The sequence below is a fragment of the Sphingomonas kaistensis genome, assembly GCF_036884275.1.
In the GTDB taxonomy this organism is placed as follows: Bacteria; Pseudomonadota; Alphaproteobacteria; order Sphingomonadales; family Sphingomonadaceae; genus Sphingomicrobium; species Sphingomicrobium kaistense_A.
Map to the genome: position 1 here is coordinate 820,173 of NZ_CP145607.1, position 20,913 is coordinate 841,085.

The following is a 20,913-nucleotide window of genomic DNA, read 5'->3' on the forward strand; positions in this document are numbered from 1 at the left end:
AGTGGCCTTCCGGAGCCGCGAGGTCAAGATTCGCGGTTGGTGGCGAAGCCGGCCCAGTTCTGGCGGGTCGGCATCAATTCGATCGAATTGAAATTGAGATGCGCCGGCTGGTTCGCGACCCACAGGATGGTGTTGGCGAGATCCTCGGCGGTCATCGGCTCGATCCCCGCGTAAAGCGCGTCGGACGCCGCCTGGTCGCCGCCGTTGCGGACGAGGGTGAACTCGGTCTCCGCCATGCCGGGTTCGATGGAAGTGACACGCACGCCGGTCCCGGCCAGGTCATTGCGGAGCATCAGGCTGAACTGGCGGACAAAGGCCTTGGTCGCGCCGTACACCGCGCCGCCCCGATACGGGTAACTGCCGGCGACCGAGGACAGGTTCACGACCAGCCCCTTGGCGGCGATCAGCTTGGGCAGGCAGGCGCGGGTCAGCGCGACGAGGCCGGTGACGTTAGTATCGAGAACGGTCTTGAGGTCGCCCCATTCGCTGTCCTGCAAATCGGACATCGGCGGGGCCAGCCCGGCGTTGTTGATCAGGCAGTCGAGGCCCGACCAGTCGCCATCAAGCCTGGCCAAGGTCTCGACCTGATCGACCTTCTGCATATCGACGCTGAGCGGCAGGAAATTGGCGCCGAGTTCGTCCTGCAGCGCCTTCAGCCGCTCCTCGCGCCGCCCGGTGCCGATCACGCGCCAGCCAGCGCCGACGAAGGCACGGGCGGAGGCGGCACCGATTCCGGCGGTGGCGCCGGTGATGAGGCAGGTCTTCATGATTGGCCTTCTAGTCGTTCCAGGATCCAGGGGGTGGCGGTCGCCCAGTCGTCGATCCGGGCATGGGCATGTTCGGCCGGAGCGGTGACCGCGGCGAGTGTCGGTTCGGCGATCATGTGCAGCCGCTGGGTGTCGGGCGAATGCTGGGCGACCGAGCGGTGATGCTGCGCCAGATCATCGACGAAGACGCTGCGATGTGCGCCGTGCCGTTCGACCAGACGCTTCAGCGGCTCGCCCTTGCCGCCGCTATTGCACACGATCTCGTGATGAATGTCGTGGCGCGCCAGCTGGTCGACTCGCCACGGATGCGCCTTGTGGGGAAGGTTGGTCAGGATCAGGATGTCCGCCGTCTCGCCGATCCGGCCGAGCGCTTCCAGCGCGCCGGGGACGAGGGTCTGGCGATGCATCTCGCCCTCGAAGAAGCGACCGAGGTAGGTCCAGACCTGGTCCTTGGGCACGACTTCGCCATTTGCCTTGAACTTGAGGGCGGTGCCCATGTCGCCGTCCTCGGGGCGGAACAGCACGTCCTGCTCTTCCTCCAGCCAGGAAGAGAAGTGACGAACCATGTGCAGCAGGACTTCGTCACAATCGGTGACGAACAGGGGACGGGCGTTCATGCGTCGAGAGCGATCCTCGCGGCGACGAGTTCCTGCGGTTTCATTCCCAAGGCATCGGCGACGGCGAGGAGGTCGGGCTCGTGATCCTCGAGAAAGCGCAGCACGGCCACCAGTACTTCGGGTTCGGCCGCGCGATGACGCAGATCGTCGACGCTGAGCCCGGTCAGCGAGAGGAGGCGGGACGCGCGCGCTTCGTCTCCCAGCGAGACGGCCAGCGCCTGCAGCGCAACCGTAATGGAGTCAGCATCGTTTGGGATTGGCCGCATCATCATTTATACTGTTTACCATGAGGAGCGCCTGAACATGGCCAGGATCCTGGTTGTCGAGGACAATGCCCTCAACATCAAATTGTTTTGCGACCTGCTTGCGGCGCATGGCCACGACGCGCGCCCGGTGACCGACAGCCGGATCGCGCTGGAGGAAGCCAAGGCATTTCGGCCGCATCTCGTCATCACCGATATCCAGCTTCCTTATGTCAGCGGACTGGAGCTGATTCGTTCGATCAGGGAGGAGCCCGGCCTCGTCGACGTGCCGATCATGGCGGTCACCGCTTATGCGGGGCAGGGCGATGACGACCGCATCCGTGCGGCCGGGGCGCAGGCTTATGTGTCGAAGCCGATCTCGGTTGCCCGCTTCGTGCAGGAAGTAAGTGCCTTGCTGCCCAAGGAAGCGCCAGTCGCCTGAACTGACAATCGGCCGACACACGCAAAGAAGGGCGCCGAAGCGCCCTTAAGCTGCGTCGCAGCTCGTCCTTGCTGAAGCCCCGGCCGAGCGGCCGTCAGGCAAGCCGAAGCGGCTTACTTGATCTTGGCTTCCTTGAAGTCGACGTGCTTGCGGACGACCGGGTCGTACTTGCGGAAGCTCATCTTCTCGGTGGTGTTGCGCGGGTTCTTCTTGGTCACATAGAAGAAGCCGGTATCGGCCGTGCTGACGAGCTTGATCTTGACGGTTGCCGGCTTGGCCATCGTGGTGCACCCAAAGTCTGGAAAAACAAAGAGCGGCCCAAAGCCGCCCGTATCGGGCGCCCCAATGACGCTGGCGGCGGCGCTTGTCAAGGTCACTCAGCCCTCATCTGCCCGTCATGCCCGCGTCTTATCGCTCTGTTTACCCTCTGCGCGCACTCTCCACGAGCAGCAAAGAGGTGACGCATGGGTGATTCGGTTTCCGACCTCCACCACGATCTGCAGCGCAGGCTGCATGATATTCGCGCACGCGCCGAGGCGCTCAGCCCACTCGACATTCATGCCCGGATGGACGCGATCCGCGGTGCCGCCGACCGGGCCGGTCTGCACGCTATGGAGGGGCTCGCCCGCCTGTCGTCGCAGCTTGCCCTGCTGCCCGGCTGCCGGGTCGCGACCAGCGCCTGCCTCGCCCATGCCGAGGATGCGATGGCCGCCCGCACCCAGGCCGAGCATCAGGCGATCCTGGCGGCGGTGGCGACGCGCCTGCACTGACACCGAAGGCGGAGGAACTTCCGCCCGCCTGTTCGTTACGCCTCCATGCGTGACTTTTCGCAGCTGCTCGATGCGCTCGTCTACACCCGCTCGCGGCTGGCGAAGCTCAAGCTGATCGGCGACTATCTTCGCCGCACACCCGATCCCGACCGCGGCTATGCGCTGGCGGCGCTGACCGGATCGTTGGATATCCCCCACGTCAAAGGAGCGGTGATCAAGGCGCTCGCCTCCGAGCGGGTCGATCCGCTGCTGCTGCGGATGAGCCACAATTATGTCGGCGATCTTGCCGAAACCGTCTCGCTGCTGTGGCCGAGCGCCGAGGGCGAATGGGACGACGGCACCATCACGATCAGCGAGGCGGTGAACCGCCTGCGCTCGGCCAGCCGCTCGGACGCGCCGGCGGTGCTGACGGCGATGCTCGACCATCTCGACGCGCCCGGCCGCTACGCGCTGTTGAAGCTCGCCACCGGAGAGCTGCGCGTCGGGATCAACGCCCGCAATGCCAAGCAGGCCTTCGCCGACGCGTTCGAGGTCGATGTCGAGGCGGTGGAAGAGGTCTGGCACGGATTGAAGCCGCCTTACCTCGAGCTGTTCGCGTGGGGCGAAGGTCGCGGCGAGCAACCGACCGCGCGCGACGTGCCGGTGTTTCGGCCCTTCATGCTGGCCCATCCGCTGGAAGATGCCGAGCTCGATCTCGACGCGTATGCCGCCGAGTGGAAGTGGGACGGGATCCGCCTGCAACTGGTCCATGCCGGCGGCGAGACGCGGCTTTACAGCCGCACGGGCGATGACGTGACGCGCAGTTTTCCCGAAGTGGCCGAAGCCTTTAGCGTGCCTGCCGTGCTCGACGGCGAGTTGCTGGTGCGCGGGGCGGGCCAGGGACTGGATGAGCATGGCGGGTCGGCGGCAAGCTTCAACGCGCTGCAGCAGCGGCTCGGGCGCAAGGTCGTCAGCGCCAAGATGCGCGACGAATATCCGGCGTTCGTCCGGCTCTACGACCTGCTGTTCGACGGCGAGGAGGATCTGCGCGGGCTACCGTGGGCCGAGCGGCGGGCGCGGCTGGAGGGGTTCATGGAGCGGCTGCCGGCCGACCGGTTCGACATCAGCCAGTTGATCGAGGCCGAGAATTTCGCCGAGCTGGCCGAGATACGCTCGGGCGCGCGTGACGCGGCGATCGAAGGCATGATGCTGAAGCGCCGCGACGCGCCGTATGTGTCCGGGCGCCGCGTCGGCCTCTGGTACAAATGGAAGCGCGATCCGCTGACCGCCGATTGCGTGGTGATGTACGCGCAGCGCGGAAGCGGCAAGCGGTCGAGCTTCTATTCGGATTTCACCTTCGGCTGCTGGGCCGAGGACGGCGAGCTGCTGCCCGTGGGCAAGGCCTATATGGGCTTCACCGACGAGGAGCTGAAATGGCTCGACCGCTTCGTGCGGCGGCATACCGTGAACCGCTTCGGCCCGGTGCGCGAGGTCGAGAAGACGCTGGTGTTCGAGGTGGCCTTCGATTCGATCCACCAGAGCAAGCGCCATCGCTCGGGGCTGGCGATGCGCTTTCCGCGGATCGCGCGCATTCGCAAGGACAAGCCGGCGCACGAGGCCGACAAGGTCGCGACCCTGTTGGCGATGGCGACCTAGAGGCGCTTTTCCAGCACGGTGAATTCGAGGTCGTCGAACAGCGCGCCGGCGTGCGGCCATTCGTCGTACGGGAACGGACGGCGCTCCCCGGTCGGACGATAATCGCGGCGGTTGTAGAAGGAGAGCAGTTCGCGGCGGCGGGAGAAGACCTGCATCTCCATCCGCTGCGCACCGAGGACTTCGCTGGCGTAGTTTTCGGCCGCCACCAGCAGCCGCTTGCCCAGCCCCTCGCCCTGCAGTGACGGATCGACGGTCAGCATGCCGAGATAGACGAGATCGGCGCTTAGCTGGACCAATCGCACGCAGGCGCGGATCGTGCCGGCATCGCGCCACACGAGCAGGTGATCGCCGGCATCGAGAAAGCTTTGCAATTCGGCGACGCTGGTCCGGTCACCGGTCAGGAGATCGGCTTCATGGCTCCACCCCGCCCGCGCGGTGTCGCCCCGGTAGGCCCGCTCGACCAGGGCGTGAAGGGTCGGGAGATCGGCGGTGGTGGCGCGTTCGAGCTGCATCGCTCAGCGCTGCTCCTCGTCGCCGAAAATCGCAACCCGGCGCCCGCCCGCGTCGGCCTTGCCGCGATACATGCCGGCGGAATTGAAGCTGTAGGCCATCTCGCCGGACGGCGTGACCACGATCACCCCGCCGCTGCCGTCGATGGCCGCCACTTCCTGCATCACCGTATCCGCTGCCGTGGCCGCATCTTCGCCGAGCAGGCGCATCCGTGCGCAAATCTCGTGAGCGACACCGACCCGGATGAACATTTCGCCCGATCCCGTCGCCGACACCGCGCCCGCGCGATCGTCGGCATAGGTGCCAGCCCCGATGATCGGCGTGTCCCCGATCCGGTTCCAGCGCTTGCCGGTCATGCCGCCGGTCGAGGTCGCGGCGGCGACGTGACCGTGAGTGTCGAGCGCCACCGCGCCGACGGTGCCGTAGCGATATTCGAGGTCCAGTGCGCTGACATCACTCGCCCGGAAGATCTCGATCTGGCGGCGGCGATGCTCGGTTTCGAAGTACGTTGGATCGACCTGCTCCAAGCCTTGATTGCGCGAAAAGGCGTCGGCGCCTTCGCCGCTCAGCATGACGTGATCGCTCGCTTCCATGACCCGGCGAGCAAGGCCGACCGGGTTGCGCGTCGCCGTCACGCCGGTCACCGCCCCGGCGTCGCGGCTGCGACCGTCCATGATCGCGGCATCGAGCTCGATCCTGCCGTCGTAGGTCAGCACCGCGCCATGACCGGCATTGAAATTGGGATCGTCCTCCAGCACCCGCACCGCCGCATCCACCGCATCGAGCGCAGCGCCGCCTGCTTCAAGCACCGCAGCACCCGCCGCCAGCGCACGGTCGAGCCCGGCGCGAATCTCGGCTTCCTTGCCGGGCGCCCGGTCGAGCTGCGACCGCTCGATCACGCCTGCGCCGCCGTGGATCACGAGCTTCCAGTCGGTGGCTCGGGCGGGGGTCGTCATGAGAAATAGCTCCAGATTTGCAGGCACATCGCGCCGCCGCCCCCTAGCGCAAGGCTCAGGCCCTTGCACCGTGTATCGCGTCGATATATAAGTGATATCAATTAAAGGAGACGATCATGTCGGACGGGGGTATCATCAATCTGTCGGCGAGCCATGAGCGGCCGGCGCAGACGTTCAGCGGCTATGCCATGCTGCTTCTGCTGCTGGTCGCCATCGTGGCGCAAGTCGTGTCGGTGCTCGGCCTGATCGGTTCCGAGGGCGCGGGCTCGCCGCTTGCGATCGTCGGGGTCGTGGTGTCGCCGATCGCCCTGCTGTTCATCCTGTGCGGCTTTTACATGCTGCAGCCCAATCAGGCGGCGTCGATCACCTTGTTCGGCTCTTATCGCGGGACCGACCGCAAGACCGGGCTGCGCTGGGTGTGGCCGTGGGAAATGCGGGCCAAGGTGTCGGTCCGTTCGAACAACTTCATCTCCGAGCGCATCAAGGTCAACGACCTGCGCGGCAACCCGATCGAGATGGCGGCGCAGGTTGTGTGGCGCGTGGTCGATACCGCGCAGGCGCTGTACGATGTCGACGACTATAAGGCGTTCGTCGCGGTGCAGGTCGAAGCGGGCATCCGCGCCATCGGCTCGCGCTATCCGTATGACGATTTCGAGCATCTCGAGGTCACGCTGCGCGGCAATCACGACCAGGTCGGGGTCGAGCTTCGCCAGGAGCTGAATGCGCGGCTGGCGGTGGCCGGGATCAGCGTCGACGAATGCGGCTTCACGCACCTAGCCTACGCGCAGGAGATCGCCGGCGCGATGCTTCGCCGTCAGCAGGCGCAGGCGGTGGTTGCTGCCCGCAAGACCCTGGTCGAAGGCGCGGTCGGAATGGTCGAAATGGCGCTTGCCATGCTGAGCGAGAAGAATGTGGTCGAGCTCGACGACGAGCGCCGCGCGGCGATGGTGTCGAACCTGATGGTGGTGCTGTGCGGCGAGCGCGACACGCAGCCGGTGGTCAACACCGGAAGCCTGTATCAGTAAGCGCACATGGCGGCGCGCAAGGCCTTTCCACTGCGAATCGATCCCGACCTCTGGTCGGCGGTGGAGCGCTGCGCGACCGCTAACCTCCGCTCCGCTAATGCCGAAGTCGAATGCCTGCTGCGCGAAGCGCTGAAGAGCCGGGGGGTCAAACTGTCGCCGCCCCAGCCGGTCAAGCGCGGCCGGCCGTCCAAGGAGAGTGAATGATGCCTGCCCTGCTCATTGCCGCTGCCGTCCTCGCCGCGCAGGGGGTACCGCCCGCCAGGGTCTCGTCCGGCACCGCCATCCGCGCGGAGGCGAATGGCGCGCTGGAAGCCTATCTCCTGACGCCGGCGGGCAGGCCCAAGGCGACCATGATCATCATTCCGGGCTCCGGCCCTACCGATCGCGACGGCAACAATCCGAATGCCGTCAAGGCGGCGCCGTATCGCAAGCTTACCGAGGCGCTGGTGACGCGCGGCGTGGCGACGCTGCGGATCGACAAGCGCGGCATGTACGGGAGCAAGGCCGCCGGCAATCCGAACGAGGCAACCTTTGCCGATTATGACGGCGATGTCCGGGCCTGGGTCGAAACCGCACGCCGTCGCACCGGTCAGAAATGTGTGTGGGTCGCAGGGCACAGCGAGGGCGGGCTGGTCGCACTGCGCGCCGCTGGCGGTCCGAATGTCTGCGGTGTCGTGCTGCTGGCAACGCCCGGCGAGCGGCTTGGCGACACCATCCGCAAGCAGCTTCGCGCCAATCCCGCCAATGCGCCCGTGCTTGCCTCGGCCGAGGAAGCGCTGGGCGAACTCGAGGCCGGTCGCAGGGTCGCGGTGACGGGCCTGCACCCGGCGCTGGCGCAAGGGTTGTTCAACCCCGCGGTGCAGGGATTCATGATCGAGCTGCTGGCGCAGGATCCGGCCAAGCTGGCAGCGGCGGTCAAGCGGCCGATGCTGATCGTGCAGGGCGGGCATGACGTGCAGGTCGGGACCGTCAATGGCGAGGTGCTGAAGAAGGCCGCGCCCAAGGCGTCTTACGTGCTGTTTCCGGCGATGAACCATGCGCTGAGTGATGCGCCGGCCGAACGCGGCCCGAACCTGGCTACCTACGCCGAGACGGATCGTCCGCTGACGCCCGGGCTTACCGACCGGATCGCCGCCTTCGTGACGGGCAGGAAGTGATGGACGAGCCGTGGTTCACCTACTGGGTGCGGCCTGGCGGCAAGCGGAACATCAATCCCCGCAACGCGAAGGGCTGGTCAGCGCTCGCAATCTTCGTCGTCCTGGTGACGATTCCGTCTTTCTTCCTCGATCCGTGGCTCGATCGAAACAAGTGGCTGCTCGTCCCCTACATTGCGGGAATCGGGCTGGTCACCTTCGGCTTCGTCCGCTTCGCCATTGCCAAATCGGAGCGCGTCGAGCTCGACCTTACTCCTGACGAGCTGGCAGAATTCCGCGCCTGGAAGCGGCGCGGCAAGCGCTGAGGCTTATTCGCTGCTGCGCCCCGGTCGCTGCGGGGCCTGGCCGCGCAGGATCGCGTCATCGAGCATCCGGGCAAGGCGCAGGCCGCCGGCCAGCACCTGCTGGCGCACCGCCGGGATCAGCGCCTGCACTTCGGCCTCGGTCACCACGCCGCGCTCGTCCTTGCCCCGCTCGCGGCAGGGATCGCCAAGCGCCGTCGTGTACGCATAGGTGCGGGCGTTTTCCCACGCCTTGCGGCTCCAGTCCTCGACCGTGCCGCTGGCCAGCTCGGCCTTCTGCGCCGGGGTGACACCGCTCAGCAGGCCTTTGACGCCGCCCGGGGGCGAGGTGACCGCACGCTCGGGGATCCAGCCGTCCCAGATCCCGTGAAGATTGGTCCGGCCTTCGACGATGCCGTAGGTGACCGGCACCTGGTTGCCGCCAAGGTCGCCGCGGTCGCCGCCGTGCATCGGCTGCGCGAGGTCGCCGACGAAGTGGACGAGATAGGCGAGCGCCATCACCCGCTCGCGCACCGGCAATTTCTTGTCGGCCAGCAGACGCGCGTTGCGGTCGATCTGCGCCGACACGCAATTGCCGTCCTTGCACGCATCACGCAGGCTGAACGGCTTGCAGATGTTGACGTTCTGATAATGCCAGCTCGATTGATAGCTGAAGCGGTCGCCCATCGGCTTGATGCAATCGGCCCAGACGCTGGCATCCTCCAGCGTGCCGACCGGACATTCCGGGGTTTCCAGCCGCGCGCCTTCGCGCATCAGGGCACGAAGCTTCGTCCGCGTCTCCGGCTTGATCTGGTCCCAGGCGATGCTGGCGACCATGCGGTGGGTATATTCCCAATAAGCTGCGGCAGGCGCGGCGGCGGTCAGCGCCAGAAGCGCTGCGAGGAGTCTGATGATCGGCACGCCGCTGCTTTAGCGCCGCCCCGAGGCCGGCGAAAGCCTGCCTTGGTTACGTCATGCAAGGGCTCTATATGACTGTTATGTCTTCACTTCGCCCCTGGCGTCATATCGAGCGCCGCAAATCCCGTCAGATCATGGTCGGCAACGTGCCTGTCGGCGGCGATGCGCCGATCACCGTCCAGACCATGACCAACACGCTGACGAGCGACGCCAAGGCGACGATCGAGCAGATCCGTCGCTGCGAGGAAGCGGGTGCCGACATCATCCGCGTGTCCTGCCCCGACGTCGAAAGCACGGCCGCGCTGCGCGAAATCGTGCGCAAGGCGACGGTGCCGATCGTCGCCGACATCCATTTCCATTATCGCCGCGCTCTGGAGGCGGCCGATGCCGGGGCCGCGTGCCTGCGGATCAACCCGGGCAATATCGGGTCGTCCGAGCGCGTCGCCGAAGTCGTCCGCGCCGCCAAGGCCAATGGCTGCGCGATCCGCATCGGGGTCAATGCCGGAAGCCTCGAAAAGGATCTGCTCGAGAAATATGGCGAGCCCTGCCCCGAGGCGCTGGTCGAAAGCGCGCTCGATCACATCCGCATCCTCGAGGATCACGGCTTCCGTGACTACAAGGTCGCGGTGAAGGCGAGCGACGTGTTCCTTGCCGTCGCCGCCTACACCGAGCTTGCGAGCCAGGTCGATTGCCCGCTGCATCTCGGTATCACCGAAGCGGGCGGACTGATCGGCGGAACGGTCAAGAGCAGCGTCGGCCTCGGCATGCTGCTGTGGAGCGGGATCGGTGACACCATTCGCGTCTCGCTCTCGGCCGAGCCCGAGGAAGAGGTTCGGGTCGGCTACGAATTGTTGAAGAGCCTCGGCATCCGCAGTCGCGGCGTGCGGGTCATCTCCTGCCCGTCCTGCGCGCGGCAGGGCTTCGATGTCATCCGCACAGTGGAGAAGCTCGAAGAGCGCCTCCAGCATATCCGCACACCGATGAGCCTGTCGGTTCTCGGATGCGTGGTGAACGGCCCCGGCGAAGCGCGCGAGACCGACATCGGCGTAACCGGTGGCGGCAACGGCAAGCACATGGTCTATCTGTCGGGCGTCACCGATCACCATGTCGCCGACGAGAATATGGTCGATCACATCGTCAAGTTGGTCGAGGCGAAGGCGGCCGAGATCGAAGCGGCGGAAGCCGCCACCGCCGAGCCGGCCGCCGCCGAGTAACCCGGGCACGTCCGCCGGGGTTGCGCCCGCCCCGCCATCGTCTAGGCCGCGCGGCATGACCGCGCGCGCCGCCTCTCCCGCCATCGCCTTTGCGGTCGGCACGCTCGGCATCGCGCTGTTCTCGGGCATGGACGCGATCATGAAGGGACTGGTGCTGGCGATCGGCGTCTATTCCACCATGCTGTGGCGAAGCTTCGCCGGTGTGGCGCTCGCGGGAGCAGCCTATGCCTCGCGGTGGAAGCGTTGGCCCGAGCGGCGGGTGTTGCGGCTACATGTCGAGCGCGGCGTCCTGACCAGTTTCATGGGGCTGCTGTTCTTCTGGGGGATCGGTCACGTTCCGCTGGCGCAGGCCATCGCCCTCGCCTTCATCGCCCCGCTGATCGCGCTGTATCTGGCGGCGGTCCTGTTGGGCGAACAGGTCGGCAAGCGCACGGTCGGGGCCTCGCTCCTCGCTTTCACCGGCGTGATCGTGATCTTCATCGGCCAGGCCCGTGCCGATCTCGGGCGCGAAGCGCTACTCGGAAGCCTCGCGATCCTGCTGTCGGCGGTGCTGTATGCGGTGAACATCATCATGATGCGGCGGCAGAGCCAGGCGGCCGGGCCGATGGAAATTGCTTTCTTCCAGAATTTGACGGTCACCGCCGTGCTGCTTGCCGCCCTGCCGGTGATCGGGACCGAGTTGCCGGCCATGATTCACTGGCCGGCGCTGCTGGGGGCCGCGGTGTTGTCCACCCTGTCGCTCCTGCTCCTATCCTGGGCTTATGCGAGGGCCGAAGCGAGCTATCTGGCGGCGACCGAATATACCGCCTTCCTGTGGGCGGCGCTGTTCGGCTGGCTGGTATTCGGCGAGCATCTCAGCGCCTTCACCCTCGCCGGGGCGGTACTGATCGTCGCCGGCTGCCTGCTTGCCGCGCGCAGCCCGCAGGCAGCCAACCCGCATCTCGAAGCGGCACCCTAGGAGCGAATCATGGCGTGGATCCTGCTCATCATCGGCGGCCTGTTCGAGGTCGGGTTCACCACCTCGCTGCGGTTCGTCGACGACTTTCGCAACCTGCCGTGGACGGGGGCCTTTCTGGTCAGCGTGACCTTGTCGATGCTGCTGCTCGAACGCGCCGCGCGCGAAATACCGATGGGCACCGCTTATGCGGTGTGGGGTGGGATCGGGGCGATCGGGACGGTGGTGGTCGGCATGGCGTTCTTCGACGAGCCTTCCACCACCATCCGCCTGCTGCTGATCCTCGCCATCGTCGCGGCGATCGCGGGCCTGAAGCTCACCGCCTAGCGGCGCTGAGGTTCCAGCGCCGGGGCGACCTCGGGCGAGGCTTCGATGCTGGAATAGAAGTTGGGCCGTGGGAACGGCCCCCGCACCTGCTCAAACGCATGGCCGAAGCCGAGCAGCCGCCCGTCCGACCATTTGGGCCCGACAAAGCTCAAGCCCACCGGGAGCCCGCGCACCAGTCCCATCGGGACGGTGAGGTGCGGATAGCCCGCCACCGCTGCCATCGAGCCGATCGCATTGCCGCCCGGCGATTGGTCGCCATGCACCGCGTCGATCTTCCACGCCGCCGGCCGGGTCGGAAAGACGACCGCGTCGACGCCGCTCAGCAGCCGGTCGAGATCGGTGGTGGTGATCCGCAGGCTGTTGGCGCGAGCTTTCTTGTAGGCGGGGTCGGCGAGCCCCTTGGTCTTTTCGGCTTCCTCGAAGGTCTCCTGCCCGAACAGCGGCGTCTCTGTCGCGGCATTGGCCTTGTTGAAGGCGATCAGGTCGGCGAGGGTCTTGGGGCCGGCGGAAGGACTGCCGGCCAGATAGGCGTTCATGCCGGCTTTGAGCTCAGTCAGCAGCACCGCATATTCGTCGTTGCCGTAATTGCCGGTCGGCTTGAATTCCTTGATTTCGATAAGCTCGGCGCCGGCCTGCCGAAGCTGGCCAAGGGCCTGCTCGAAGGCGGCATCGGTCCCGAAGCCGGCGGCAAAGCGCAGCACCGCGATCTTCTTGCCGCGCAGCGCATCGGCGGAGAGACCGGCGCGATAATCGGTCTTGCGACGGTCGGCCTCGGCGGTGGCGGGATCGGCCGAGTCGGTGCCGGCGATCACCGTCAGCAGCTCGGCGGCCTGCGCGACCGTGCGGGTCATTGGGCCGGCGGTGTCCTGGCTTTCGCTGATGGGCACGATGTGCGTCCGGCTGACGAGGCCCATGGTGGGCTTGAGGCCAACCACGCCGTTCATGCTCGCCGGGCAGGTGATCGAGCCGTCGGTTTCGCTGCCGATGGCGTAATCGGCATAGCCCGCCGCCACCGCCGCGCCCGATCCGCTCGAACTGCCGCAGGTGTTGCGGTCGAGCGCATAGGGGTTGCGGGTCTGACCACCGACCGCACTCCACCCCGAGATGCTGTTGGTGGAGCGGATGTTGGCCCATTCGCTAAGGTTGGTCTTGCCGAGGATCACCGCGCCCGCTTCGCGCAGGCGGGAAACGATGGGCGCGTCCCGCCCGGTGTTGTTGCCGGCAAGCGCCAGGCTGCCGGCGGTGGTCGGCATCCCCCGTGCCTCGATATTGTCCTTGAGCAAAATCGGACGACCACGCATCGGTCCGCTTCCCGGCGGCGCTCGGTCGACCCGGCCGGCCTGATCGAGCGCGGTGGGATCGAGCGCGATGACGGCGTGAAGCTTTGCATCCTGCGCCGCGATCCAGGCGGCGGCGGCCCGCACGCTGTCGGTCGCGGTCAATTGCTCGAAGTCCGGACGAACGGGAGGCGGCGGCACGGCAGTCGCCGCCATCGGAGCGGGGCCAGAGGCCGGCATGGGGTCGGGCGAGGTGGTCGCACAGCCGCCGAGCAACAGGGCAGCGAGGAACGGGATACGCGGGTCGCTGGTCAAAGCCTGGCTCCGGTTGGTCGAAAGGTCGGGGTGACAGACATTTCAGGTTCATCGCAGAGGCACAAGCCGCCGGAACGATTGAACCGCAGATCCTTTTCAAGGCAGACATGACCAAGACCCTTCTTCTCGCCTCCACGGCGTTTTTCGCCGCGCCCCTCGCTGCCCAGGAGGCGCCTGCGCCCGCCCCCACGCCGACGGAGCAAAACGTGACCGGCCAAGCCGCCACCGCGGCCGCGACGCAGCCGGCGGTCACGTCGCAGATCGTGACCGACGAGGAAGGGGAGGAAGTCGAGGAGATCACCGTTACGGGCTCCCGCCCACGCGGCTCGGTGATCGGCAACATTCCACCCGAAAACGTCCTCGACAGCCGCGACATCCGCGCCACCGGCGCGACCAGCATCGGCGAACTGCTCGATTCGATCGCGACCCAGACCGGCAGCGCGCGCGGCCGCGGCGCGGGGGCGCCGGTGGTGCTTTTGAACGGGCAGCGCATCTCGGGCTTTCGTGAGCTTCGCGATCTTCCGCCCGAAGCGATTCAGCGGACGGAGATCCTGCCCGAAGAGGTGGCGTTGAAATACGGTTATGCCGCCGACCAGCGCGTGGTGAACATCGTGCTTCGCCGGCGCTTCGATTCGACCACGGTGGAGCTTGGCGGGCGGGTCGCCACCGATGGCGGCTATGCGACCGGCCGGGCCGATGCCGGCAAGCTGATCATCCGCGAGAAGACCCGCACCAGCGGGAATGTCCGCCTCGAAGGCAACAACCCGCTGTTCGAGAACGAACGCACTATCGGCGTCCGAGCGGAGGACACGATCGACAGCCGGCCGTTCCGTACCCTCGTCGGCGCCGGGCAGACCGCGCGGGTATCGGGGACGCTGAGCCGGCCGGTATCGTCGATCTTCAACGGCACGCTGACCGGCGAGGCCGAGCGGCGCAACGGCAGCAGCGGGCTCGGGCTGCTGAATGGCGATTATCTGCGCCGCGAAACCAGCGGGACGACCTTCGGATTGGGCGCGTCGCTCAACGGGCAGATCGATCGCTGGCGGCTGTCGTCCACCGCCAATGGCGAAATCGTGCGCAGCGAATCGGAGACCGCGCTGCGCGGCGATCTCAGCGAATCGACCCGCCGGTCGCTGGTGGTGGACGCCACCGCCAACGGGCCGCTGGTCCAGCTTCCGGCGGGGATGGCCAATGTCACGCTGAAAGCCGGGGCAAGCGCGCTCGGGATCGAGAGCAAGAGCCGGCGGCTCGGCCTCATCACGCCGTCCAATTTCAACCGCTACATCGCCGAAGGCTCGGCCAATGCCGACCTGCCGCTTACCGAGCGCGCCTCGGCGATCGGGCGGCTTACCGCCAACGTGAATGGCGGGCTGCGCTATCTCGACGATTTCGGGACGCTGACCAGCATCGGCGCGGGCCTCAACTGGTCGCCGGCGGCACGGCTCAACCTGCTCGCCAGCTGGACCCGCGAAGAAGGCGCGCCGTCGTTGCAGCAGCTCGGCGACCCGTTCCTCGAGACCACCGGCGTGCCCTTCTTCGACGCGCGTAACGGGGTCACTGTGCCGGTCACCACCATCACGGGCGGCAATCGCGATCTCGAGGCGGACAGGCGCAACGTGTTAAAGATCGGCGGCAATTGGCAGCCGTTTGAGGAGCAGAATCTGCGCCTCCGCGCCGAATTCGTCCGGCAGACCATCGACAATCCGCAGATCAGCTTCCCCGCCGCGACCGCCGCGCTGGAACAGGCGTTTCCGAACCGCTTCCAGCGCGACGCGTCGCTGCGGCTGATCAGCGTCGACCTGCGCCCGGTGAACGCCGATCGCTCGACCCGCGAGACGCTGCGCTGGGGCTTCGATTTCACCAAGTCACTACTGACGCAGCGTCCGTCGCAGCAGACGATCACGCGCTTGGTCGACCGTGCCCGGCAGCAGGGTCTGATTTCCAACGCGCCGCGGCCGAACACCGATGGGACAACGCCGGCGCCGACCGTCACCGTTCGCACGGAAGGTGATGCGCCACCGTCGCCCCCGCCCTCGGGTGCTGCCACCCGCGGAGGACAGGGCGGCGGGCCTCGCTTCGGTGGTGGCGGTCCAGGCGGCGGTGGTGGGCGTTTCGGCGGCGGACGGGGCGGACGCCTGACGCTGTCGGCGACGCATACCGTGACCTTCACCGACGAACTGGTGATCGGACCGGGCTTGCCGGTGCTCGATTATCTCGGCGGCGAGGCGCTGAATTCGAATGGTGGCCGGCCGCGGCATCAGGTCGAGGTCGAAAGTGGCTATTACAACAATGGCCTGGGGCTTCGGCTGAGCGGTGACTGGCGCAGCGGAACCCGGATCGCTTCGACCGGCCAGGATCTGCGCTTCTCGCCTTATGCGACCTTCGACCTGCGCGCCTTCGCCAATCTCGGCGAGCGGCTCGACCTCGTCACCAAGGTGCCGTTCCTGCGCGGCAGCTCGGTGCGGTTCGAGGTGAATAACATCTTCAATGCGCGGCCGCAGGTGAATGGCGCGTCGAGCACCATTCCCTTCGCCTATCAGCCCGACCGGCTGGAGCCGATCGGGCGGACGGTGGGCGTGACCTTCCGCAAATTATTCATTCCCAACCGCTTCATCCAGCGCGCCTTTCAGCAGCGCGCGGCGGGTGGGCGACCTGACGAATAAAGACGGGGGGCGAGGGGCTTAGAACCCTTCGCGCTTCGCCCGCTCGAGACCGTCGACGATCACCTTCTTGGCGTCTTCGCGGTCGCCCCAGTGACCGACACGGGTCCACTTTTCGGGCTCGAGGTCCTTATAGTGGGTGAAGAAGTGGGCGATCTGGTCGAACACGATCTTTGGCAGATTCTCGCCCTCGCCGATCCCTTCGTAATAAGGGGTCGTCTTGAGGTCGGGCACCGCGAGCAATTTCTCGTCGCCGCCGGCTTCGTCTTCGAGGAACAGCACGGCGACCGGGCGCGCGCGCACGACGCAGCCCGGCATGAACGGCCAGCGGTTCATCACCAGGCAGTCGAGGGGATCGCCGTCTTCGCCCAACGTGTGGGGGATGAAGCCGTAGTTGGCCGGATAGCGCATCGCGGTGTGCAGGATGCGATCGACGAAGATGGCGCCCGACTTCTTGTCGAGCTCATACTTCACCGGCTCGCCGCCGATCGGCACTTCGATGACGACGTTGATGGATTCGGGCGGATTGGCGCCCGCCGGCACGAGATCTAGGTTCACTTTGGCTCCAGAAGGATATCGAGGGCGCCCCGCCCTTCGCCTGTTTTGATGAGGCGCGGATAGCGAAGACCGCCGTTCCAGGAAAGAGGCACGGACCGGACGCTGTCGCCGCGCTTGATCGTCAGGGGGATCGGCGTCGTGCCGCCCTTGGCCGCGGTGATCGCCGCCTTGAGCGCGTCTTCGCTATAGGCCTTCTCGCCGACCGCGACGATCGTCTGACCGGTGGTGAGGCCGGCCTTGAAGGCGGGACCGTCCCAGATCACGGCGGTGATCTTGCCTTCGCGGTCGAGGCTCATGCCCAGCGACCAGCTGTAATTGTGACCGCGCGACGATTTCATCGACGCCGCCAGCGCCGCGTTGGGCGTGTCGGTGTATTCCAGCCGGTAGCCCGAGGCGGTGAAGCCGTTCAGCGGCGCGCCGGCCGACGACGGCTCGTAGACTCGCTGCTGAAGGAAGCTGCGCCAGTCATAGCGGTGAACGGCGTTCAGGCCCGCCACGATATCGTCGAGGGTGTAGGTGCGCACGCCCCAATCGCCCTCGCGGGTACCGAAGAAAGCGCGGGCGAAATCATCGAGGCCGCGGCGATTGCCCGTGCCCCTGCGAATAATCGCATCGGCTTCTAGCCAGACCAGCATGCCTTCGTTGTAATAATCCTCGTTGCGCTGCCAGCTGGTCCACGCCTTAGGCCGACGCGCCGAGACAATCGGATCGTTGGTGGTGTCGACCAGCGGGCGCCATTCGCGGCCCTTGGTGAGGTCGAGGGCGGCGGCGATGTTGGCCATCTTGTCCAGCACCTCGGCCTTGGTCGACAGGCCCGAACGGGCTTCGAGCACGTGGCCCCAGAACTGGGTCTGCCCTTCGTACACCCACAGCAGGCTGTCGCGCATCGGGGTGCGGAAATCGGGGGTGAACAGGTCGGCGGGGCGGCGGTGCTTGCCGTTCCAGCTGTGCACGAATTCGTGCGGCAGCAGATTGTGGTCGGGGAGACTCGCCTTCCAGTCGGTGAAGTAGCCGGGGTCGTTCTGGTTTTCGGATGAGCGATGATGCTCGAGCCCGATTCCGCCCATCTTGTCGGTGATGGCGTGGAGGAAATCGTAATGGTCGAACTGGCGCGTCCCGAACAGGCGAACGGCCTGGGTCACGAGATTGCGGTGACGCTGAAGCACGTCGGCGGAGACGACCACCTCCTTCGGGCTGTCGGCGATCGTGTTGAGGGAGACGTTCTGGCCGAGATCGTCGCGACGGAAATAGCGGCCGGCGAAGATCGGCGAATCCTGCAGCGTCTCGTAGCTGACGGTGTCGTAGGTGACCCGCGTGCCGGTAGTGGCGGTCGGGCGAAGCGCCGTCGCGGACCGGAAACCGGCGGGGTAAGTGACCGTCGCGCTGACCGGGATGCGCCGCGTGAAGTAGCCCGCGGGATAGAGCGACACCATCTCGAACTGGAGGTTCAGCATGTCGGGCGTGACGAGGATGCGGCCCTGGTTGCCCTCGGTCGGCGTCATGAACTGGAAGCGTGCTTCGATCTCGCTGGCGCCGGCCGGGACATCGACGTGAAAAGCGTAGACCTCGCCTGCGTCGCGCTCCCATTGCAGGGTGCGGCCGCCTGCGGTGAAGGTCAGGCCCGCCAGCTTTTCGAGTTCGCCGCGCGGGGCGTGCTTGCCGGGCAACCATTGCGGGAACAGCAGGGTCATCCGGCCCGCCTGCACGACGGGGATGGTCTGGCGGACGGTCCAGATGCCTTGGCGGAGGTCGCTGACATCGACGTCGAGCCGCATCGTACCGGGAAACGCGACATCGCGGGCGGCGGGAATCGTCTGCGGAAACTGCACCGGCTGGGGCGCCGACAGCGGGACGATTTGAGCGAGGGCGGGGGAGGCGGCGAACAGCGCCGCGGCAAGATACAAGCTACGCATGACCCCCGCCTAGCCACGGCGGCGCGGGGCGGCTAGTGGCTGCGCCACATTCATGGCCCAGATCAACACGCCCCAACCCGTCCGCGGCATGCAGTCGCTCCTTGGCGAGGAAGCCGACCGCTTCGCGCATGTCGTCGCGACCTTCGAGCGCGTCCGCCGCCTGTTCGGCTTTCGCCGGGTCGAGGTGCCGGTGCTCGAGCCGACCGCAGTGTTCGCCCGCTCGCTCGGCGAGACGACCGACGTGGTGTCCAAGGAGATGTACACGTTCGAGGATCGCTCGGGCGACAGCGTCACGCTTCGGCCGGAGTTCACCGCCGGAATTGCGCGAGCGTATCTGACCGAGGGCTGGCAGCAGTTTGTGCCGCTGAAGGCCGCGACCCACGGGCCGGCGTTCCGTTACGAACGGCCGCAGAAGGGCCGCTTCCGGCAATTCCACCAGCTCGACGCCGAAATCCTCGGCGCGGTCGAGCCGCAGGCCGATGTCGAGGTGCTGAGCTTCGCCTCGCAGCTGCTGGCCGAGCTGGGTGTCGGCGGGAATGTGGTGTGCAAGCTTAATACGCTCGGTGATCCGGCAACGCGCGCGGCGTGGCGCGATGCGCTGCACGCGCATTTCGCGTCGCATCGCGCGGATCTGAGCGAGGACAGCCGCGACCGGCTCGACCGCAATCCGGTGCGGATCCTCGACAGCAAGGCGCATGCCGACTGGCCGATCGTCGATTCGGCGCCGGTGATCGACGACTTCCTGACCGCCGAAGCGAGCGACTTCTTCGCCGCGGTGACCGCCGGGCTCGACGCCGCCGGGGTGGCATGGGAGCGTGCGCCGCGGCTAGTCCGCGGGCTCGATTATTATCGTCACACCGCCTTCGAGTTCGTTACCGATGCGCTGGGCGCGCAGGGGACGGTGCTGGCGGGTGGGCGCTATGATGGCTTGGTCGAGGCATTGGGCGGTCCGCATACCCCGGCGATCGGCTGGGCGGCGGGGATCGAGCGGCTGTCGATGCTGATCGATGCGCCGGCACCGCAGACCGCCGAGATTGCGGTGGTGGCGGAAAATGCAGCGGTGGAAGCGGAAGCGATCGGGACCGCGGCGCGGCTTCGCGCCGCCGGCTTCGTCGTCGAGCTCTACGTGACGGGCAGTCCGCGCAAGCGATTCCAGCGCGCTTCCAAATCCGGTCCGGGCGCGGTGCTAGCCCTCGACGTGCGCGACGGCGAGCAAGTTCGCAACTTCAAGCCGTTTTCGCTGCCACAGGCTCGGATCGATCAGGCCCAGCAAGTCGCGACCGGCGCATGACGACCATTTCCTCCGAACGGATCGCGCAGATCGAGGCGCGGCGGCAGGAATTGTCGGCGATGATGGCCGGCGGCGATCTGCCGGCGGAGGAATTCGTCCGCCTGAGCAAGGAATATGCGCAGATCGAGCCAGTCGCGGCGGCGGCGCGTGAAGTGCGGCGGCTTCGGGCCGAGCGCGAGAGCCTTGGCACGATGACCCGCGACGGGGACGAGGAATTGCGCGCGATGGCGGCCGAGGAACTGGCGCTGATCGAGGCAGCGCTGCCGAAGGCCGAGCACACATTGGCATTGCAACTGCTCCCCAAGGACAGCGCCGACGAACGCGCCGCGATGCTCGAAGTGCGCGCCGGAACGGGCGGGGACGAAGCGGCGCTGTTCGCCGGCGATCTGCTGCGCATGTATCAGCGCTTTGCCGACGAATATGGCTGGAAGTTCGAGCTGATCAGCGCCTCGCAATCCGAGGTCGGAGGCTACAAGGAAGCGGTCGCCTCGATCAACGGCAACGGCGTCTTCGCGCGGCTGAAGTTCGAAAGCGGCGTGCACCGGGTGCAGCGCGTACCCGCGACCGAAAGCGGCGGGCGGATCCATACTTCGGCGGCGACCGTGGCGGTGTTGCCGGAGGCCGAGGAAGTCGACGTCCAGATCGACGACAAGGACCTGCGGATCGACGTCTATCGGTCGAGCGGTCCGGGCGGCCAGTCGGTCAATACCACCGATTCGGCGGTGCGTATCACACATTTGCCGACCGGGCTGGTGGTCATCCAGCAGGACGAGAAGAGCCAGCACAAGAACAAGGCCAAGGCGCTGAAGGTGCTTCGGACCCGCCTGTTCGAGCTGGAGCGCGAGCGGCTGGCGAGCGAGCGGGCGGGCGCGCGGCGGAGCATGGTCGGATCGGGCGACCGGTCCGAACGCATCCGCACCTATAATTTCCCGCAAGGTCGCGTGACCGATCACCGGATCAACCTGACGCTGCACAAATTGCCCGAAATCCTCGAAGGGCCGGGGCTGAAAGAGCTGACCGAGGCGCTGATTGCCGAGGACGAGGCGGAGCGGCTGGCCGGGCTCGAGGATGGCTGAGGCCAGCTCC

At 66.8% G+C, this 20,913-nt stretch carries 23 protein-coding genes; 13 read left to right on the forward strand and 10 right to left on the reverse strand.

Going from position 1 to position 20,913, the window contains the following annotated elements:
- Positions 1-23 precede the first annotated feature (23 nt).
- From V6R86_RS03905 to V6R86_RS03915, 3 genes are read right to left on the reverse strand one after another with little or no spacing between them, the layout of a single operon-like run.
- The gene (locus V6R86_RS03905; RefSeq protein WP_338502289.1) at positions 24-767 is read right to left on the reverse strand and encodes an SDR family NAD(P)-dependent oxidoreductase; all 744 of its coding nucleotides are present in this window, start codon (positions 765-767) and stop codon (positions 24-26) included.
- Positions 764-1,384, reverse strand: a complete 621-nt coding sequence (locus V6R86_RS03910; protein ID WP_338502291.1) for an HAD family hydrolase — start codon at positions 1,382-1,384, stop codon at positions 764-766. Before V6R86_RS03910 ends, V6R86_RS03905 begins: the two co-directional genes overlap by 4 nt.
- The gene (locus V6R86_RS03915) at positions 1,381-1,656 is read right to left on the reverse strand and encodes a DUF3572 domain-containing protein (RefSeq protein WP_338502293.1); all 276 of its coding nucleotides are present in this window, start codon (positions 1,654-1,656) and stop codon (positions 1,381-1,383) included. Before V6R86_RS03915 ends, V6R86_RS03910 begins: the two co-directional genes overlap by 4 nt.
- 31 nt (positions 1,657-1,687) lie before the next feature.
- Here V6R86_RS03915 and V6R86_RS03920 point away from each other — a divergent pair, with 31 nt between their 5' ends.
- Positions 1,688-2,068, forward strand: coding sequence for a response regulator (locus tag V6R86_RS03920; RefSeq protein ID WP_338502295.1), 381 nt, complete (start codon positions 1,688-1,690; stop codon positions 2,066-2,068).
- Between the two features lie 113 nt (positions 2,069-2,181).
- Here V6R86_RS03920 and rpmG read toward each other — a convergent pair whose 3' ends face one another.
- Complete coding sequence (gene rpmG, locus V6R86_RS03925; RefSeq protein ID WP_332750507.1) at positions 2,182-2,349, reverse strand: 50S ribosomal protein L33; 168 nt, start codon at positions 2,347-2,349, stop codon at positions 2,182-2,184.
- 183 nt (positions 2,350-2,532) lie between these two features.
- Here rpmG and V6R86_RS03930 point away from each other — a divergent pair, with 183 nt between their 5' ends.
- Both V6R86_RS03930 and V6R86_RS03935 read left to right on the forward strand, forming a co-directional pair.
- A complete protein-coding gene (locus V6R86_RS03930) occupies positions 2,533-2,838 on the forward strand; it encodes a hypothetical protein (protein WP_338502299.1) in 306 nt (101 codons plus the stop codon).
- A 45-nt stretch (positions 2,839-2,883) separates the two neighbouring features.
- On the forward strand, positions 2,884-4,473 hold the full coding sequence (locus V6R86_RS03935; RefSeq protein ID WP_338502301.1) for a cisplatin damage response ATP-dependent DNA ligase: 1,590 nt from the start codon (positions 2,884-2,886) through the stop codon (positions 4,471-4,473).
- Here the strand turns inward: V6R86_RS03935 and V6R86_RS03940 are convergent.
- Positions 4,470-4,985, reverse strand: a complete 516-nt coding sequence (locus V6R86_RS03940; RefSeq protein WP_338502303.1) for a GNAT family N-acetyltransferase — start codon at positions 4,983-4,985, stop codon at positions 4,470-4,472. The genes V6R86_RS03935 and V6R86_RS03940 overlap by 4 nt on opposite strands.
- 3 nt (positions 4,986-4,988) lie before the next feature.
- Complete coding sequence (locus V6R86_RS03945) at positions 4,989-5,939, reverse strand: isoaspartyl peptidase/L-asparaginase (RefSeq protein ID WP_338502306.1); 951 nt, start codon at positions 5,937-5,939, stop codon at positions 4,989-4,991.
- Between the two features lie 116 nt (positions 5,940-6,055).
- Between V6R86_RS03945 and V6R86_RS03950 the strand changes: the two genes are divergently transcribed.
- Genes V6R86_RS03950 through V6R86_RS03965 form a run of 4 tightly spaced genes read left to right on the forward strand, consistent with a single transcriptional unit; the run spans position 6,056 to position 8,423 of the window.
- On the forward strand, positions 6,056-6,964 hold the full coding sequence (locus V6R86_RS03950; RefSeq protein WP_338502308.1) for an SPFH domain-containing protein: 909 nt from the start codon (positions 6,056-6,058) through the stop codon (positions 6,962-6,964).
- Positions 6,965-6,970: 6 nt separating this feature from the next.
- Complete coding sequence (locus V6R86_RS03955; protein WP_338502310.1) at positions 6,971-7,168, forward strand: toxin-antitoxin system HicB family antitoxin; 198 nt, start codon at positions 6,971-6,973, stop codon at positions 7,166-7,168.
- Positions 7,168-8,121: an alpha/beta hydrolase gene (locus V6R86_RS03960; RefSeq protein WP_338502311.1), complete on the forward strand. Its 954-nt coding sequence runs from the start codon at positions 7,168-7,170 to the stop codon at positions 8,119-8,121. Before V6R86_RS03955 ends, V6R86_RS03960 begins: the two co-directional genes overlap by 1 nt.
- A complete protein-coding gene (locus tag V6R86_RS03965; RefSeq protein ID WP_338502312.1) occupies positions 8,121-8,423 on the forward strand; it encodes a hypothetical protein in 303 nt (100 codons plus the stop codon). Before V6R86_RS03960 ends, V6R86_RS03965 begins: the two co-directional genes overlap by 1 nt.
- A 3-nt stretch (positions 8,424-8,426) precedes the next feature.
- Here the strand turns inward: V6R86_RS03965 and V6R86_RS03970 are convergent, their stop codons facing one another.
- The gene (locus V6R86_RS03970) at positions 8,427-9,320 is read right to left on the reverse strand and encodes a S1/P1 nuclease (RefSeq protein ID WP_338502314.1); all 894 of its coding nucleotides are present in this window, start codon (positions 9,318-9,320) and stop codon (positions 8,427-8,429) included.
- A 77-nt stretch (positions 9,321-9,397) separates the two neighbouring features.
- On the opposite strand from V6R86_RS03970, the gene ispG reads away from it, so the two are divergent.
- Genes ispG through V6R86_RS03985 form a run of 3 tightly spaced genes read left to right on the forward strand, consistent with a single transcriptional unit; the run spans position 9,398 to position 11,813 of the window.
- Complete coding sequence (gene ispG, locus V6R86_RS03975; RefSeq protein ID WP_338505397.1) at positions 9,398-10,531, forward strand: flavodoxin-dependent (E)-4-hydroxy-3-methylbut-2-enyl-diphosphate synthase; 1,134 nt, start codon at positions 9,398-9,400, stop codon at positions 10,529-10,531.
- Between the two features lie 55 nt (positions 10,532-10,586).
- Positions 10,587-11,489, forward strand: coding sequence for a DMT family transporter (locus V6R86_RS03980; RefSeq protein ID WP_338502317.1), 903 nt, complete (start codon positions 10,587-10,589; stop codon positions 11,487-11,489).
- Between the two features lie 9 nt (positions 11,490-11,498).
- Entirely contained in the window at positions 11,499-11,813 is a 315-nt protein-coding gene (locus V6R86_RS03985) for a multidrug efflux SMR transporter (protein WP_338502319.1), read from the forward strand.
- On the opposite strand, the gene V6R86_RS03990 is transcribed toward V6R86_RS03985, so the two are convergent.
- Positions 11,810-13,405: an amidase gene (locus V6R86_RS03990; protein WP_338502321.1), complete on the reverse strand. Its 1,596-nt coding sequence runs from the start codon at positions 13,403-13,405 to the stop codon at positions 11,810-11,812. The two genes, V6R86_RS03985 and V6R86_RS03990, sit on opposite strands and share 4 nt — an antisense overlap.
- Before the next feature lie 107 nt (positions 13,406-13,512).
- Here V6R86_RS03990 and V6R86_RS03995 point away from each other — a divergent pair, with 107 nt between their 5' ends.
- Positions 13,513-16,068, forward strand: coding sequence for a TonB-dependent receptor (locus tag V6R86_RS03995; protein WP_338502324.1), 2,556 nt, complete (start codon positions 13,513-13,515; stop codon positions 16,066-16,068).
- Between the two features lie 18 nt (positions 16,069-16,086).
- On the opposite strand, the gene ppa is transcribed toward V6R86_RS03995, so the two are convergent.
- Together ppa and V6R86_RS04005 are read right to left on the reverse strand one after the other, a co-directional pair.
- Positions 16,087-16,623, reverse strand: coding sequence for an inorganic diphosphatase (gene ppa / locus V6R86_RS04000; RefSeq protein WP_338502326.1), 537 nt, complete (start codon positions 16,621-16,623; stop codon positions 16,087-16,089).
- A complete protein-coding gene (locus V6R86_RS04005; RefSeq protein WP_338502328.1) occupies positions 16,620-18,536 on the reverse strand; it encodes a peptidase M61 in 1,917 nt (638 codons plus the stop codon). The genes ppa and V6R86_RS04005 overlap by 4 nt, the downstream gene beginning before the upstream one ends.
- Before the next feature lie 52 nt (positions 18,537-18,588).
- Between V6R86_RS04005 and hisS the strand changes: the two genes are divergently transcribed.
- Together hisS and prfA are read left to right on the forward strand one after the other, a co-directional pair.
- Complete coding sequence (hisS, locus tag V6R86_RS04010; protein WP_338502329.1) at positions 18,589-19,827, forward strand: histidine--tRNA ligase; 1,239 nt, start codon at positions 18,589-18,591, stop codon at positions 19,825-19,827.
- On the forward strand, positions 19,824-20,903 hold the full coding sequence (gene prfA, locus V6R86_RS04015) for a peptide chain release factor 1 (protein WP_338502331.1): 1,080 nt from the start codon (positions 19,824-19,826) through the stop codon (positions 20,901-20,903). Before hisS ends, prfA begins: the two co-directional genes overlap by 4 nt.
- The last annotated feature ends 10 nt before the right edge of the window (positions 20,904-20,913 follow it).

Coding starts and splice junctions, on each gene's coding strand:
- V6R86_RS03905 (WP_338502289.1), bottom strand. CDS start 767: ATGAAGACCTGCCTCATCACCGGCGCCACCGCCGGAATCGGTGCCGCC.
- V6R86_RS03910 (WP_338502291.1), bottom strand. CDS start 1,384: ATGAACGCCCGTCCCCTGTTCGTCACCGATTGTGACGAAGTCCTGCTG.
- V6R86_RS03915 (WP_338502293.1), bottom strand. CDS start 1,656: ATGATGATGCGGCCAATCCCAAACGATGCTGACTCCATTACGGTTGCG.
- V6R86_RS03920 (WP_338502295.1), top strand. CDS start 1,688: ATGGCCAGGATCCTGGTTGTCGAGGACAATGCCCTCAACATCAAATTG.
- rpmG (WP_332750507.1), bottom strand. CDS start 2,349: ATGGCCAAGCCGGCAACCGTCAAGATCAAGCTCGTCAGCACGGCCGAT.
- V6R86_RS03930 (WP_338502299.1), top strand. CDS start 2,533: ATGGGTGATTCGGTTTCCGACCTCCACCACGATCTGCAGCGCAGGCTG.
- V6R86_RS03935 (WP_338502301.1), top strand. CDS start 2,884: ATGCGTGACTTTTCGCAGCTGCTCGATGCGCTCGTCTACACCCGCTCG.
- V6R86_RS03940 (WP_338502303.1), bottom strand. CDS start 4,985: ATGCAGCTCGAACGCGCCACCACCGCCGATCTCCCGACCCTTCACGCC.
- V6R86_RS03945 (WP_338502306.1), bottom strand. CDS start 5,939: ATGACGACCCCCGCCCGAGCCACCGACTGGAAGCTCGTGATCCACGGC.
- V6R86_RS03950 (WP_338502308.1), top strand. CDS start 6,056: ATGTCGGACGGGGGTATCATCAATCTGTCGGCGAGCCATGAGCGGCCG.
- V6R86_RS03955 (WP_338502310.1), top strand. CDS start 6,971: ATGGCGGCGCGCAAGGCCTTTCCACTGCGAATCGATCCCGACCTCTGG.
- V6R86_RS03960 (WP_338502311.1), top strand. CDS start 7,168: ATGCCTGCCCTGCTCATTGCCGCTGCCGTCCTCGCCGCGCAGGGGGTA.
- V6R86_RS03965 (WP_338502312.1), top strand. CDS start 8,121: ATGGACGAGCCGTGGTTCACCTACTGGGTGCGGCCTGGCGGCAAGCGG.
- ispG (WP_338505397.1), top strand. CDS start 9,398: ATGTCTTCACTTCGCCCCTGGCGTCATATCGAGCGCCGCAAATCCCGT.
- V6R86_RS03980 (WP_338502317.1), top strand. CDS start 10,587: ATGACCGCGCGCGCCGCCTCTCCCGCCATCGCCTTTGCGGTCGGCACG.
- V6R86_RS03985 (WP_338502319.1), top strand. CDS start 11,499: ATGGCGTGGATCCTGCTCATCATCGGCGGCCTGTTCGAGGTCGGGTTC.
- V6R86_RS03995 (WP_338502324.1), top strand. CDS start 13,513: ATGACCAAGACCCTTCTTCTCGCCTCCACGGCGTTTTTCGCCGCGCCC.
- V6R86_RS04005 (WP_338502328.1), bottom strand. CDS start 18,536: ATGCGTAGCTTGTATCTTGCCGCGGCGCTGTTCGCCGCCTCCCCCGCC.
- hisS (WP_338502329.1), top strand. CDS start 18,589: ATGGCCCAGATCAACACGCCCCAACCCGTCCGCGGCATGCAGTCGCTC.
- prfA (WP_338502331.1), top strand. CDS start 19,824: ATGACGACCATTTCCTCCGAACGGATCGCGCAGATCGAGGCGCGGCGG.